Here is a 14882-nt window from a genome sequence, read left to right as displayed (position 1 = left end):
GGCTTACTTCGTTACTAGTAAAGGTGGGCGATGAAACGGTTTGGGCAATTCAGCACGTTTCAAAGCAGGCAATACGGTTGAGTTATTGCTTTGTACAAACGCATCTTGTGATCTTAGCCAATCCAGTTCGTATTGGCGAACACGGTTGTATTTTTCACTTGTCATATGCATGTTATCACGTTCATTACGCAATATTAGGGGTTTAATAAAGACCATAAGCACGCGTTTTTCACGAGAATTTATTTTCCGTTTGAATATACGACCCACACCTGGTATATCTCCTAAAATAGGTAAACGATTATTGTCATTATTTAGACTGTCTTGAGTCAAACCGCCTAAAACAACTGCATCACCGCTCTCAACATGAACGGAGGTGACGATACTGCTAATTCGAAATGTTGGAGTAGTCACGTTTGGAGCAACAACGGGTGGATCCAGTGTGTCATTACCTTGGTCGATTTGCAGTTGAATTCCATTCCCACGCGTGATTTGTGGTCGAACATAGAGATGTAATGCAACGTTAACTCGATCAAAAGTGGTAAATGGAACACCGCCATTTGTTGTCCCTCCAGCATTAGCAGGCTGAGTTGTTGATGCAATCGAAACCTGTTTACCTACCAATATCTTGGCTTGGCGATTATCAAGAACTACAACGGAGGGTGTTGATAAAATATTCGCTTTGTTCTCTCTGGCCAAAGCATATATTTGTGCTTGTAAATCATCCAATCTGGTTCCACTATTAATTATAGCAAATCCTGGTCTAAAATCTTGAGGCCTTCCAGTTAATTGATTACTTCCCCATTCAATACCCAAATCATTAATATCCGATTGGTTTATTTCTGCGACTAATGCTTCTATAAGTAATTGCGCTGGTTTAATATCCAGTTGAGTAATTACTCTTTTCAAAATACGTATTACTGATGCGGGTGCATTAAGAATAATAGAATTTGTGTTAGGCTCAGCAATAATTTGAACAGATGGTTTGGTTGTTCCTTCATTTTGCGTTGTTGCAGTCGTAGTATTTGCAGTAGCTCCTGATGCAGTGAGGGGAGACGGGCCGCTACCTGATCCTGATGAATAAAGAGAACTAGAACTGGCATTGGAGCCTTGTATGTTTGAGTTACTGGTAAGATTGGAAGCAGGGTTTGTACTGTCCAAGATAGGACGAGTAATCGTACCAATGGTTGTTCCAACATTCCCACTGAAATTTGCCTGTGCAATACCGGCAAGAATGGGGACCAGGTCTTCTGCTCTGAGGTAGTTGAGATAAACAACTTGCGTATTGCTGTTCTGTCCTTCCGAGCTTTCTTTATCTAATTTTAATATTAACATCCTAAGACGTATTCTGTCTGTTTTGGAGCCACTGATTAATAGAGAGTTGGAGCGATCATCGGCAGCAACAGTTAACTGTGTGCGCGATCCTCCCATGCTGGGTTGAACTTTAACAAGATCTTTTAATGTAGCGGCGATATCCATGGCTAATGAATGTCTTAAATGAACCATATCGATACCGTTTGCTGATGAAGTATCTACTTGTTTGATGATTTCCGCAAGACTACGAATGTTGTTGGCTCTTCCTGACAAAATGAGCATGTTTGAGGGGGCATACGCTGAGATACTACTCCATTGGGGCATCAATGGTCGTAAAACAGGTACTAATTGCTCGGATGGAACATAATGAACCGGCACGACAGCCACCATCATGTCATCGCCTTTAGGGGGCTGTTGCATTCCGCTTGGAAAATCAGGTGATTGTGTTTTTGCATCAATATTGGGAATAATTTTAATGATCGCACCACTAGGTATTGCAGCATAACCTGAGACTTGCAAAACAGAAAGAAACACTTCGTAGAGCTCGTCATTGTTCATTGGTGTGGTTGATACGATGGATATTTTTCCTTGTACTCGAGGATCAATGACAAAGTTTTTTCCAGTTACTCGAGACACTTCAGCGATAACAGCTCTGATATCCGCATTTCTTAAGTTCCATAATTTATTGTTTGGCAACGGTGGTGCTTCTGCTTGCTCACTTGAGCTGTCGGGTTGGTTGGATTGGGCTAAAGGAGGAGATTGATTTTCAATCTGCTTGTTCTTTTTAGAATTGATGATTTTTTGAGTTAATTTATTTTGCAAAGCACGTGCGGTGAGATAATCATTAATTGGTCCAATTTGTACAAGATAAAGTTTCTTATCCGATAGATTTTTAATTTCAACTGGTTCACTAACGAGAACAGATAATTCGTGTTGGCGTTGTTTTGCATCTTTTTCTAAATTAAATGCGCCTGCTTGCAAATAAAAAATAGTATTCCCATTTTTGGTAGTTGTGGAAATATTAATTTCGTTTGCATGAATTAATGCAGAACAAATAAATGTTAAAATTATAATTACTATCGAGCGCATTGAAAAATCGCAAAATCCTAATTAAGTAACATAATAACTAAATTTATAAACTTACAATAGTTTTTTTGACTCGTAACTAAAGGTATTTTGAAGCATTTTTAAAATTGTGCTTCAAGATTATCTTAACTGCTAAGAATCTATCTCTATATTTACTTGTTTTTATTTTGAGACATGAATTTTAAATTCATTGCGATAGATTATTATCCTTTGCTAGGTCAAAAAAATTTCTTACTTTATAGTCCCGGATAACATAGCATTATCCGGGATCTTTTTTTATTTAGGTGTATGGGAATGGGTATGTTCATCGTGGTGATGCTCATGCGCATGTGGCTGCTGATGAGGATATGGTTGATGTGAATGATGTTGCTGGGGTATATAATAGGGTTGCTGGTGTGAATGATAATAGAAAGAATTAGGGTGAGCACCTAACATTGGAGTTGTAACAACTACTGTAGTGTGAGCATGTGGTTGAACTGTTGATGGGTGAGTGTGCTCGTGAGGGTTTTGCTGATGTCCGTGTTTTCTCATATTATTTCATCCTCATTAAATAAGAATTGAATTGTATTCATTCGTCTTGCAGATGATAATGCATGCAAAGTTGTATATTTTAAATATCATCTTAACGTATTATATGCAGATGGTTTGCTAAATGTATATGTTTTTCTGATCATTTAAAAATTTAAGTGCATCAATACATTGGATGAGCTTAGAGCGTGGCCTTCTACTACTCTTTCTCGATAAGTGTAGAAGGCTCTGAGATTTCTGTATAGGGGTTAAGGGCAATAAATTGTGTCGCGGACTTCTTCAAGATCCGCATTACTGGGATCGTTTAAATCATAATTTCCGTGAAGCTCTTCACCTGCCGTACTTACGTAAGTTTTTTCAGCATTTCTTCCTGCTACGGCATTTTGTCTACGCAGTACAAGAGCAGGGGGAACTTCATCTGGATTAGGCAATTCCATGAGTGGATTATCTGATAAATCAGCTACTGGCGTTCTTCCTCCAGTAACAAATAGGGTTTTCGTTTTTGTATCAAAAAATTTTGTCATAATAATCTCCAACTGAAAGGGTTATGGTGATTACATACTGTAATTCAGATCAGTTTAAGTAAAGCAATTTTTCTGTACAAACGCAATTCTTCGGTGAATTATCCTAAGATTGTATGTGTTTTATTATGCAAACTGCCGACGTTCATAATACGGTATTTTAATTGTTTAACTTACAAGGAAAAATATTACAAAAACAATACTTAATATGAAGAGTAAAAAATTAATTTTTTGTCGTGTTAACAGCTTTAATAAAGTATAGAGAATAATACCCCCGCCAATTCCATCAGCAATAGACGCAGTAAAGGGAATCATCATGATTGTAACCATACAAGGAGCTGTTTCACTTACATCATGTAATTTCATGTCAGTGAGGTGTTTCATCATACAACAAGCCACATACAAAAGAGCGGGGCCTACTGCAAAGTTAGGAATCATTCGCGCTAAAGGTGAAAAAAATAACATAAGGAGAAAACCGATTGCGATAACTATGGCAGTTATTCCACCACGTCCTCCTGCTTCAATTCCTGCTGCAGACTCGATGTAGGGGGAGGTACTTGCGGAGCCTAATAATCCTGCTACAGCAGAAGAGGCAGCATCAACGGTTAAACAATTACTAAGACGTTTGGAATAGTTTTTTTGTTGTTTAAATACAGAGGGATTTAATAAACCGATCAAAGTTCCCGTGGCATCAAACACTGCGATTAAAAAAAAGGTAAATGTGGCTTTTAAGGCGAGAACGGTATTTAGGCCAGAAAAATCGAGTTTTAAAAAAGTAGCGCTAATGGAAGGGGGCAGGGAAATTAATCCCTGCCAGGTAGATAAACCTGTTAGTAAGCTTAAAACAGTAATACTGAGTATCCCGAGGATAATCGCTCCAGGAATTTGAAAATAATCTAAAATCAGTATGAGTAAAAATCCTAAGAAAAATAAGCCGCTCTCTGGACGATTAATTTCGCCAAGACGCATTAAATTATGCTGATCCTCAATAATAATTTGATTGTTTTGTAAGGTAATTAAAGCAATTAATAAGCTGATTCCTATTAAGATAGCGATTTGTAAATTATGAGGAATTGCTTCGATTAATAGGCGTCTCAGAGGGGTAAGTGACATTAAAAAGAACAAGACACCTGAAAGAAAAACAATAGCTAATGCTTGTTCCCAGGCTATCCCCATGCCTTGTACTACTGTATAAGAAAAGAAGATATTTAATGCCATGCCCGGTGCAATGCCAATAGGGGTGTTAGCAAATAACCCTGCCATGAAACAGGCAAAGGCCGTAATAAGACATGTAGCCGTAAATACCGCTCCCTGATCCATCCCTGCCTCATGAAGAATGCTTGGGTTAATGAATGCGATATACACCATGGTTAGAAAAGTAGTGATCCCTGCAATGATTTCAGTTTTCAGAGTGGTATCTTTAAGAAAATAGGATTTTAACCATTCCATAGTATTTCTATTCTCCAAAAAAAAATTTAAAGACACTGGTCAATTTTTTGTGATGCAGTGTCGTTAGCGTATTGTTTTATTAAACATAACAAAAATTCAATTTAAAGTATCTAGGGTGTGTTGTAATTAAAAAGTATGAGAGAGAAATAAATGGCTCACTAGGGTGGAAGTGCTTAAAATCACAATGAAAAGCTTGCACTGATGTTTCGCATTGTTGATGTATTCCGATTTTTAAAGCCGTGAAATTGATGGTTCATTGTGTTTTTTCCAGAGATAGCATCTTGAATTGTCTTGGTTACTATTGAGCGTAGCTTATCAAGATTATTATTTTGGATTCCTAAAAGTTCTTTGAATCTCTCATCATCTGCACAGATTCGATTAATTAACCATTATGCAGATTGATTGTGTACCCAATTAATTCAATAACTTAATTATAGGTTTTAATTGGTACAACATGTTTAAAAAAATCCAGTTGGCAATGAAAACTAATATCAAATTAATTCAATTACTAACAGAAGTAGGCGTTCCCAGTGTATTTTGTATCTCAGTGGTTGATTGATTTTCAGATGTTTGCTCCTGATGTTTTTGTTTAAAATGATGAAATTTTGCTTTAAGATCCTTATGTGGTGGCGTTTTAAGATTATTTATATTTTCAGCATGAGGTGAAGAATTAGGATCTGATAAAGGAGTTTTTTTACTTTTTTCTGAATGATTTGATCTTAAAGCAATTTGAATATAATCAAAAAATTTAACTAACTTAGCACCAATAATTTCGAAGATACTCATTTCTCTAGATGCTTTTTCAGTAATAATATCTTGACTGGGCTTATCAAAACTCATTCCATTTTGTTCCAAAGTCTTAAGGATGTGTATGTTGAGCTTTTTAACTTGTTCTGCGGAAAGAGATATTTTGCTCACAATGTCTGCTGCCTGTTCAGGCCTCATATTACTTATAAGTGTGTCTACCATATGCGGATTATTAGTATGAATGGCAAGAAGCAAATATTTCTGTTGTTTCTTCTCACTCAGAATATAACCTTCTTGTTTTAATTTGTTTAAAAGTACTTCAAGACATTCTGGAGAATGTCCTTTTATGGCTAAGGTAATTGGATTATTTCCGTCAGAGTCTTTTTTAAGAATCATTAGCGCCAATTGAGTCGGCATTGATAATTCAATCATTGAATCTTCACCTAATAAATCGGCAAGACTGCCTGATTGTATTTCTTCCTCCATGCCGGAGAGAGCAATTTCCTCTATATTTTCCGATTTAGGAGCTTCTGACTCTTCTTGAGTTTTTATGGTTAGATTGGTTTGAATTTTTTCGAGAATATCAATTAATAGTTCTTTATTGCCTCCTCGAGCAGCCATATTTAATAACTGCTCACCACCAATACACTGAAAAACCTCTTTTCCCAAATCATTTTCTATGAGTTTATTCAGAACCTCGGCACGGCCAAACTTTAAGGAATATAAAATCATACTTAAAAATGCTGTTTGCTTATCTTCTTTTTCTTGTTTGGTATTTTCAGGGCACAAATTTAATTGAGTTAAAATAGGGATGATACTTTGAGTATTATTTCTCAGTATCGCTTCAATACCTAAACGCTCAAGTTCAAGGGCAGTCCAATTTTTATTTTTATCTTTACTTAGACCGATTTGCATTAACTGCTCATTAGCATATCTTGCTATGAGTGCGGCACTGGTTATTGTTTTATTGTCGAAAGAAGCAATTGCATTAAGATCAAGATATTTCCTGGCATAATCTTCGGGGGTAGCTTGTTCAAAAGATGAGCTATGCTTGAATCCTGAGCGCGTTATGCGCGTGAATGTTAGTGCCATGTTGCTATCTTGGAATTCGAAAACATTGGTTCGTAACTCGGTCATTAACTCCGCTTCGGAGTTAAATTTTTTTCTTCCTTCTCGATAATTGGGATCAAAAACTACATACTCACCATTTAATCGATGGATTGAAATTGCATGATTAGGTGATTCAATTTTTAAAACCTCTCCATGTTGTAGATCCATATCTTTAAGTATTTCTGCCCAGTTTTCTTCCGATGTAATCAATGGAAGCACAAAATCTGAGTCCAAAGGTTTTCCATCAATTTTTAAAGCCTTATACGAATCCCTTTGAGATATTGTTTTTTCGAAAAGATTAGGATCATAGGCTAAAACGATTTGACTTATAAAATGATCAATATCTTCATCAGGAGAATCACATACTGTGGATTGGTTGAAGTCTCCCTCACTCATGGCTGAAATCTTATGTAATATTTTAAAAAAAATATCTTCTTTTCCTTGAAGCACATAATGAGCATGGACTGTAGCTAAACCATTACATACGCCTGTTGCATTCCATTTTATGGGCAGATTATGCCATTTTAGATAGTTGTTGATGATTGTTATTGTTTTTGCTTGTGAAATATCGGAATTTTCCATATTAATTCTCACCATTAAAAATCTCGGATATCCAAGACATCAAAATGCACTTTTAACACGACAGATTAAGGTCTTGAGTACCCATTTGTTCTGATGAAAGGCGCAACCTAATCGAATAGTTTAAGAGCATAAAATTTGATACCGCATCTCTAAGGGAGGTTTGGTATCAATAATAATTTATTTTATACTGATAATTTTTATTATAGACAAATAGGTCTTATTTTGTATTAACTGAAATAGTTTGATATGAATTCAATAGAATTTGCTTCTTTTTATTCTTAGAGTTAGTACAAGTTAGTTATTGGCATTTTGTTGAACGTCAGGGAGATAAGAACGTTCCAAGTTTATACTTGAAGCAGCTTAGAGAGTGTGGCTATGAAGGCGTTTTCATTCGACAGTTGGTGTAACTTATTGATTGATTTAATGGTGGCTATGGGTGGACTCGAACCACCGACCTCAGCATTATGAGTGCCGCGCTCTAACCGGCTGAGCTACATAGCCACAAGACGCGTGATTTTGTCGTTTTAATGGAAAATTGTCAAGTCTGTAAACCTATTTTTTTTGATTTTTTTCTGATTATTCCTAAAGTATATGCTTAATCATTTTTTTATAAGTTTTTTATAATGGGACTAAAGTCGCGGTGTTACTGACTGATGGTTATAAAACAAAAACATAATCAATAAAGCGATTAATAGAAAAATGTTAATCGTGTTCTCTAAATTGAAAATTTAGAGTTTTTAATTTCATAAAAGACTAGATTTTCATTTATTAAAAATTTATCTTAAATCAAAGCCTTCAAAAAACTATAGTCCGGGTGATTTGGCGGGCTGAAGATATATCCAGATACTTTTTTTGAGCTCCCAATCGGGCGAAGAGGTTTCTGCTAAAAATAAAGGAAAAGTCGATGCACATCACCAATCAACAAAATCAAAATCCTTTTGATGAATTAGCCAGCGAGATGCTATTGGAGATTCTTAATGCACGCAATAAAGATAAGAATTATATTCTTAAGCCGAACGATATGGTTTCTGTCGCCTTAAGTTGCAAACGTTTTAACGGAATAAGTCAGAAAGCCAATTGCTTTTTTCCCCCTCATACTTATAAAGAGCTTCGAGAGAAAGCTTCGGATTACCATAGTTATAAAGAAAATCAACTTGCGAAATTGAGGCTTGAACACAGACTGCGAAACGAAAAAAACGGTCCGTTTTATTGGAATAAGACCATTAGAAATAGAATGGGTTGTTGTTTGGGTTTACTCCTGACATCTCTTTTAGCGCTTAAATTGGATATGAACTATGAAATTTTTTTGTTAACCGCTTTAGTGTTAGCCGCGGTGGCTATGGTGGTTAACGAGCTCATTATGAACCACCTGGAGTGTTCTTTAGGTGTATCCAATGCAAAGAAGATTCCTCTCGAGTTTTTTGAAGAAGAAATAGCAGGCATACCTGGTTCCTTAAGTTTGTAATTACCTCATGGATTGCTATTTTATTCTTTAGATTGTGATGATATGGCTTTGGGGGAGAAGCCTGGATTACGTAATGCTTAACCCAGGCTATATTATTTTGAGAAAGTTAGATAATCAATAAATACATGGCACCTGGCCCACGTAATATTTGAACTAATAACTCATTTTTTTTCTGTAGCGCCATTTGTTGCAATGATTTAACGTCTTTAACTGGAGTTTTATTCGCAGAGATAATAATGTCTCCAGGTCTTAAACCAGCACGCCATCCTGCACTTGTTTCTGAGGCACCCACGACTTGTACACCAATAACGTTACCATGAGGTGGTGTTTCTTGTTCAAAGTTTCTTAATGCCAGTCCATAAAGAAAAGGATTCTCTGACTGCAGTTTTTGTTCATGTGATTTAATGTCAGTAACGACTGCATCCAGCGTAATGGTCTTGCCATCACGTTGAACAACCATTTTAACATTTGAACCTACACGTAAGAGACTAATCGTTGTTTTTACTTGAGTCGCTTGTGTGATTTTTGTATTGTTAATTTGGGTAATAATATCACCTGATTTTAAACCAGCACGCTCAGCAGGAGAGTTTGGATTAACTTGTGATACTAATGCACCTTGGAAATCTTCAGGATATCCTAGTGAGTGAGCAAGTTCAGGAGTTAAATGCTGAACGAATATGCCCATTAAGCCACGATGAATAGAACCAAATTTAATGATTTGTTGTGCTACATCTTTTGCCATATTGATAGGGATAGCAAAGCCTATTCCTACGTTACCGCCATAAGGAGAAAGAATTGCAGTATTAATTCCAATCAACTCACCTTTGGTATTGACTAACGCACCACCAGAGTTACCTGGATTAATTGCAGCATCAGTTTGGATAAAGTTTTCTACTCCTTCAATATTTAAGTCGCTGCGTTTTAAGGCACTGACAATACCAAACGTTGCAGACTGGCTGTTACCAAAACTGTTTAAGCCAAAAGGATTACCAATTGCTACTACAAAATCACCTACCTGCAATTGATCAGAATCTCCTATAGGCAGGGATTTTAGATTGGTTGCATTAATTTTTAATATGGCCAAATCTGTTTCACTATCACTACCAATCAATTTTGCTTTTAAACGTCGGCCATCCTGTAATGTAATTGTGACAAGATTTGCATTACGAATGACGTGATCATTAGTAATAATAATTCCATTTTTTGCATCAACAATCACACCAGAGCCTATGCTTTCAAATTTACGCCCTTTTTCAGGGGCTGCTTGATGGGGTTGTCTGCTGTTTTGAGCTTCTTCATCATTTCCAGCTGCACCTGGGGAGGATGTATTAGCAGGTAAATAACCTTGTACCGCAACATTTACGATTGCAGGCATAATATTCTTTAAAGCAGGCGCCAAACTGGGCATAGGGGTAGGCGCTGCTTCATTAGCCGCATTAGCTGCGAAAGTTAACGAGGCTGTTAAAAGAAGCAGGCTACTTATAATGAATTTGATATGTTTTATCATAATTATTAATCCTGAGGTTGATCATTAAACCAAATTAAGGTAGCTATTCTACCTGTTTGTGACGTTCTTCGATAGGAATACAACTCATTTTTTAACTCAAAAGTACATAAACCAGACTGATAAACAGCTTTTATGCCTTTTAAGTTCAAAACAATTTCAGCAATTAGAGGCAAATTAGCCAGCCATTTTCCATTAACGGGTTTAAATGCCTGTTTACTTAAAGGATATGTATCGGTAAAAGTTTGATATACTTCTGCTCCAACTTCATAACATTTTTGACAAATTGAGGGACCTATCCAGGCGAGTACCTCTGATTTCGAGCTCTTCATTTTATCGAGTGTTTTTTCAACGATACCATAAGCTAAACCCTTCCAACCGGCATGAATTGCTGCAATCTCCGTGCCCTGCATATTACAGAGCATAATAGGTAAGCAATCAGCCGTAAGAATGGCTAAAGGATATTTCATAGAACGGGTTATAGAAGCATCTGCATTTCTGTTTGGATCTTCTTCTGCAATAATACAATGAGTCCCATGTGTTTGCTGTAGCCACTGCGGTTCGCCAGGTAATTGTAACAATTCCACAAGTTGTTGCCTGTTTTGCAGTACGTGGTGCTCATTGTCCCCTACATTCAAGCCCATGTTATTGCTGTCATAAGGGGCTTGGCTATATCCTGATAAACGAGTTGTACTCAGGGCTGTGACATTTTTTGGTGCTGGCCAATTGGCTTGATTAGTCTTCATAATGCTCGTCCAATGTGTTAAGAAGAAGTTTAAAATCATCAGGTATTGGAGCCTTAAACGTCAACTCATTTTCTGTTTTTGGATGATAAAATGAGAGTGTGTATGCATGCAGTGCTTGTCTTCTAAAGTTTTGGAGTAGGGCGCGCAACTTCTCCGTTGCTTGAGCTGGAAATCGCATTCGTCCCCCATAAAGTGGATCACCAACTACTGGGTGATGGATGTGGGCCAAATGGACTCTAATTTGATGAGTTCGCCCGGTCATTAGCTTAACGTCTAATAAAGTAAAATCCTGATATTGTTTTTTTACTGAATAATGAGTTATTGCTTGCCTTCCTTGTTCTTGGACGGCCATTTTTAATCGATTTCGTGGGTTTCGCCCAAAACCAGTATCAATCGTACCGCCAGAAATAATATGGCCTTGTACCAGAGTAATGTAATGACGTTGAATTTCACGAGCTTGCATTTGACGTATCAATGAAGTGTGCGCTGGGAGTGTTTTTGCTACGACTAATAAGCCCGTTGTATCTTTATCTAATCGATGAATAATGCCTGCCCTAGGTAAATGATGTAAGGATGGGGCATGATGCAACAATGCATTGACTAATGTGTGCTCTTTATTCCCTGCTCCAGGATGAACGACCATGTTTTCAGGTTTGTTGAGCACTAAAATGTCTTCATCCTCATAAACGATATTTAAGGGAATTTCTTCGGGAATACAATGATTCAGATCCCTTTTCATTAAAGTAAAATCAACATTAATCTCAATCAAATCTCCATCTAATGCTTTGTCTTTAGGTTTACATGGCTTTTGATTAAGCGTTATTGTACCGTTTTTGATCCAATTGCTGATTTGCGAACGTGAGTAGTCAGGCAGTAGACAGGCGAGCACACTGTCAATACGTTGATTGTGATGCTCGCGTGGAACAATTAATTGTTTATGAATATGTTCTATCATCAAATTGCTTCAGTCTCAGCTGTTATGAGACGTCCTCGTAATGAGTTAGGCAATGCATCATTGATTTGAACTTCGACGAATTGCCCTATCAAATGAGCGGGACCATCAAAATTCACCACTCGATTGCATTCAGTACGGCCAGACAGCTGTTGGGAGTCTTTTTTAGAGTGCCCAGTAACTAATATTTTCTGCGTGCTTCCTATCATAGATTGACTGTACCGTGAGGCTTGTAATACCAATCTGTTTTGTAATATCTGCAATCTTTGTTTTTTTACTTCCATAGGGGTGTCATCTGGTAAATTTGCAGCTGGAGTACCTGGCCTTGGACTGTAAATAAAACTAAATGATGTATCGAAACCTATTTCATGAACCAAATCCATCGTGTCTTGAAAATCTTTATCTGTTTCTCCTGGAAAGCCAACAATAATGTCTGTCGATAAACGAATGTCCGGACGCACTTTACGTAATTTTCTGATCTTGGATTTGAACTCCAAAGCAGTATAACCACGCTTCATTAACCCTAAAATGCGATCAGAGCCGCTTTGCACAGGTAGATGGAGATGATTCGCCAGTTCAGGTACTTCTGCATAGGCATTAATTAAATTATCTGAGAACGCCAAAGGATGGGATGTAGTAAAACGAATTCTACCTATCCCTTCTATAGCAGCAAGATAATGAATTAAAAGTGCCAGGTCAGCGATATCACCATTTTCCATCACACCACGATAATCATTAACATTTTGTCCTAATAAATTGATTTCTCTGACACCTTGCATTGCCAATTGATAACACTCAGCAAGTACATCATCAAAAGGACGACTAATTTCTGTGCCGCGAGTATAGGGCACAACACAAAAACTGCAGTATTTGCTGCAGCCTTCCATAATTGAAACAAATGCCGTAGGTCCTTCGGCTCTTGGTGCTGGCAAATAATCAAATTTTTCAATTTCTGGGAAGCTGATATCAACAACTGGTTTTTTCTTTTCTATTCGCTCATTAAGCAATGTAGGAAGCCGGTGTAATGTTTGCGGCCCAAAAACGATATCGACAAAGGGGGCCCTTTTAATAATATCTTCACCTTCTTGGCTTGCCACACAGCCGCCTACGCCAATAACTACATGAGGGTTTTTAGCTTTATATTCACGCCATTGTCCTAATTGAGAAAAAACTTTCTCTTGTGCTTTTTCACGAATAGAGCACGTATTGAGTAAGATCACATCTGCTTCTTCAACGTCTTCCGTTTTGACCAAGCCATGTGATTGCAACAAAACTTCTGCCATTTTAGTTGAATCATATTCATTCATCTGGCAGCCGTTGGTTTTGATGTATAATTTTTTAGCCATATCAAATCTACTTTAAAAATGTGTAGCCTGAGTGAAAGTACAACCCGTAGCAGGTAAACCTGAGTTCGGTTTTGCACCCAGGCTTATTATATCCCAGGAAGTTTCGTATTATTTCATTAATGTACACTTTGGCAATAAGTTTCTTTAATTTTGGGCAAAATAATTAAGGCAATAAGCATTCCTAGTGGAAGAATTGCAAGTCCAGTATGGTAAGCCTCCAATGGATATACTCTAACATTTCCATTCATCTCGCCTTGCCACAATTTGTCAAGAATATAGCCAATAAGCGGTTGTGCCAGCGCAATACCTATCATATTCATCATATTCATAAAGCTTAAACCGGTAGCAACGTATTTTTTGTTGCATAATTCTTTGGCTACAGAAAAGGCGGGTAAAAAGCCTGCTGAGAAGATACCAAACGCAAATAACAAAATCTCCATATAGATTGCGGTATTAATTGGAGCAAAAATAAAAATTGTGGAGCATATAAGGGCGCCGATACATCCTATGTACATAGGCGGTTTGCGCAAACCAATACGATTCGAAAATATTCCCCACAAAGGGCTGGCAATTGCCCAACCGATAAAAACCAAAGAAATATAATTTGCAGCAGTTGTTTTGGTGATCGTCATTTTAGTCATCAAAAAGGGAACGCCCCAGAGACCACAAAAAACTGGGGTTGCCATATACACCAAACCACCATAGCAAGCAACTAACCAAAGTTGTTTGTTTTTTATCAGTGTTAATAAACTTGGTATTAAGGGCTCTTCTTCGATAGAATGGTGCTGAGATATTTCATAATTTTTAGGAGTATCTTTAGCAATAGCAATCAATAAGACTGCAAGAATAAGACCGATGATACCCATAATGAGCATGCTGTGGCGCCAACCAAAGCTCTCAATTAACAATGCTAAAGGTGCTTCACCACCAATCGCGCCCAACATTCCTATGGTAACCATGAGACCAGTAAGTAAAGCAAAACGCTGAGCAGGGAACCAATTCGCCGCGAGCTTCATTGTACCTACTGCCGCAAATGCTGAGCCAAAACCTATCATTAAACGTGCGACACAGGCCATAAAAAAGTTATTTGTCATTCCAAATGCAATGGTACTGACAGCACAAACAACCGTCGCTAGTGTTAACAATCGATGTGGACCGAAATGATCCATTAACACGCCGCCAGGTAATTGCATGGCCGCATAAGAGTAGAAATAGATGCCAGATAAAATTCCTAATGTTTGGCTAGTAACAGAGAAATCCCTCATTAATTCGTTACTCATAACGCTGGGTGATACTTGTAAAAGACATTCGTAAAAATAAAATAAGCAACCTAAGCCCCATACCATCCAAGGCATTATCGATTGTATCCCAAAATTTACTGCTGAGTCGGACTGTGTATTGTAGTGTGCCATTCTTTTATAACTCTCCAGATTCATCGATACGAAATTGATTTTTGTATTATCACTTTTTGGCCATGATTTCAGTGATCACCCAGGGCCAGCCATCCTGGCATTTTCAATTAAAAAACTTTCGTA

At 37.4% G+C, this 14882-nt stretch carries 11 protein-coding genes and 1 tRNA gene; 1 reads left to right on the top strand and 11 read right to left on the bottom strand.

Annotated features, from left to right (window positions below; genetic code table 11):
- Positions 1 to 3 precede the first annotated feature (3 nt).
- From lspD to A8O27_RS06125, 6 genes are all read right to left on the bottom strand, one after another.
- The gene (lspD, locus tag A8O27_RS06150; protein WP_058459242.1) at positions 4 to 2400 is read right to left on the bottom strand and encodes a GspD family T2SS secretin variant LspD; all 2397 of its coding nucleotides are present in this window, start codon (positions 2398 to 2400) and stop codon (positions 4 to 6) included.
- Between the two features lie 273 nt (positions 2401 to 2673).
- Positions 2674 to 2928 (bottom strand): hypothetical protein, encoded by a 255-nt coding sequence (locus tag A8O27_RS06145; protein ID WP_058459243.1) that lies wholly within the window; start codon positions 2926 to 2928, stop codon positions 2674 to 2676.
- Positions 2929 to 3173: 245 nt separating this feature from the next.
- Positions 3174 to 3449 (bottom strand): hypothetical protein, encoded by a 276-nt coding sequence (locus tag A8O27_RS06140; RefSeq protein ID WP_058459244.1) that lies wholly within the window; start codon positions 3447 to 3449, stop codon positions 3174 to 3176.
- A 165-nt stretch (positions 3450 to 3614) separates the two neighbouring features.
- The gene (locus tag A8O27_RS06135; protein WP_058459245.1) at positions 3615 to 4895 is read right to left on the bottom strand and encodes an NCS2 family permease; all 1281 of its coding nucleotides are present in this window, start codon (positions 4893 to 4895) and stop codon (positions 3615 to 3617) included.
- 501 nt (positions 4896 to 5396) lie between these two features.
- A complete protein-coding gene (locus tag A8O27_RS06130; protein WP_058459246.1) occupies positions 5397 to 7334 on the bottom strand; it encodes a hypothetical protein in 1938 nt (645 codons plus the stop codon).
- 424 nt (positions 7335 to 7758) lie between these two features.
- A tRNA-Met gene (locus A8O27_RS06125) sits at positions 7759 to 7835 on the bottom strand.
- Between the two features lie 403 nt (positions 7836 to 8238).
- Here A8O27_RS06125 and A8O27_RS06120 point away from each other — a divergent pair.
- The gene (locus tag A8O27_RS06120) at positions 8239 to 8799 is read left to right on the top strand and encodes a hypothetical protein (protein ID WP_058459247.1); all 561 of its coding nucleotides are present in this window, start codon (positions 8239 to 8241) and stop codon (positions 8797 to 8799) included.
- Between the two features lie 106 nt (positions 8800 to 8905).
- On the opposite strand, the gene A8O27_RS06115 is transcribed toward A8O27_RS06120, so the two are convergent.
- The 5 genes from A8O27_RS06115 to A8O27_RS06095 all read right to left on the bottom strand — a co-directional run bounded on the left by A8O27_RS06115 (position 8906) and on the right by A8O27_RS06095 (position 14759).
- On the bottom strand, positions 8906 to 10306 hold the full coding sequence (locus A8O27_RS06115; RefSeq protein ID WP_058459248.1) for a Do family serine endopeptidase: 1401 nt from the start codon (positions 10304 to 10306) through the stop codon (positions 8906 to 8908).
- 5 nt (positions 10307 to 10311) lie between these two features.
- Complete coding sequence (gene pgeF / locus A8O27_RS06110) at positions 10312 to 11049, bottom strand: peptidoglycan editing factor PgeF (RefSeq protein ID WP_058459249.1); 738 nt, start codon at positions 11047 to 11049, stop codon at positions 10312 to 10314.
- The gene (rluD, locus tag A8O27_RS06105) at positions 11039 to 12004 is read right to left on the bottom strand and encodes a 23S rRNA pseudouridine(1911/1915/1917) synthase RluD (RefSeq protein WP_058459250.1); all 966 of its coding nucleotides are present in this window, start codon (positions 12002 to 12004) and stop codon (positions 11039 to 11041) included. The genes pgeF and rluD overlap by 11 nt, the downstream gene beginning before the upstream one ends.
- Positions 12004 to 13347: a tRNA (N6-isopentenyl adenosine(37)-C2)-methylthiotransferase MiaB gene (gene miaB, locus A8O27_RS06100; protein WP_058459251.1), complete on the bottom strand. Its 1344-nt coding sequence runs from the start codon at positions 13345 to 13347 to the stop codon at positions 12004 to 12006. The genes rluD and miaB overlap by 1 nt, the downstream gene beginning before the upstream one ends.
- A 116-nt stretch (positions 13348 to 13463) precedes the next feature.
- A complete protein-coding gene (locus tag A8O27_RS06095; protein ID WP_058459252.1) occupies positions 13464 to 14759 on the bottom strand; it encodes an MFS transporter in 1296 nt (431 codons plus the stop codon).
- Positions 14760 to 14882: the final 123 nt, after the last annotated feature.

It is taken from the genome of Legionella bozemanae, from assembly GCF_001648595.1.
Taxonomy (GTDB): Bacteria; Pseudomonadota; Gammaproteobacteria; order Legionellales; family Legionellaceae; genus Legionella; species Legionella bozemanae.
The sequence above is the reverse complement of the archived record's forward strand: the minus strand, read 5'-3'. Positions and strand labels throughout refer to the sequence as shown.

Bases quoted from the DNA above. Each gene is read 5' to 3' on its own strand.
- lspD (WP_058459242.1), bottom strand. From the start codon at position 2,400: ATGCGCTCGATAGTAATTATAATTTTAACATTTATTTGTTCTGCATTA.
- A8O27_RS06145 (WP_058459243.1), bottom strand. From the start codon at position 2,928: ATGAGAAAACACGGACATCAGCAAAACCCTCACGAGCACACTCACCCA.
- A8O27_RS06140 (WP_058459244.1), bottom strand. From the start codon at position 3,449: ATGACAAAATTTTTTGATACAAAAACGAAAACCCTATTTGTTACTGGA.
- A8O27_RS06135 (WP_058459245.1), bottom strand. From the start codon at position 4,895: ATGGAATGGTTAAAATCCTATTTTCTTAAAGATACCACTCTGAAAACT.
- A8O27_RS06130 (WP_058459246.1), bottom strand. From the start codon at position 7,334: ATGGAAAATTCCGATATTTCACAAGCAAAAACAATAACAATCATCAAC.
- A8O27_RS06120 (WP_058459247.1), top strand. From the start codon at position 8,239: ATGCACATCACCAATCAACAAAATCAAAATCCTTTTGATGAATTAGCC.
- A8O27_RS06115 (WP_058459248.1), bottom strand. From the start codon at position 10,306: ATGATAAAACATATCAAATTCATTATAAGTAGCCTGCTTCTTTTAACA.
- pgeF (WP_058459249.1), bottom strand. From the start codon at position 11,049: ATGAAGACTAATCAAGCCAATTGGCCAGCACCAAAAAATGTCACAGCC.
- rluD (WP_058459250.1), bottom strand. From the start codon at position 12,004: ATGATAGAACATATTCATAAACAATTAATTGTTCCACGCGAGCATCAC.
- miaB (WP_058459251.1), bottom strand. From the start codon at position 13,347: ATGGCTAAAAAATTATACATCAAAACCAACGGCTGCCAGATGAATGAA.
- A8O27_RS06095 (WP_058459252.1), bottom strand. From the start codon at position 14,759: ATGGCACACTACAATACACAGTCCGACTCAGCAGTAAATTTTGGGATA.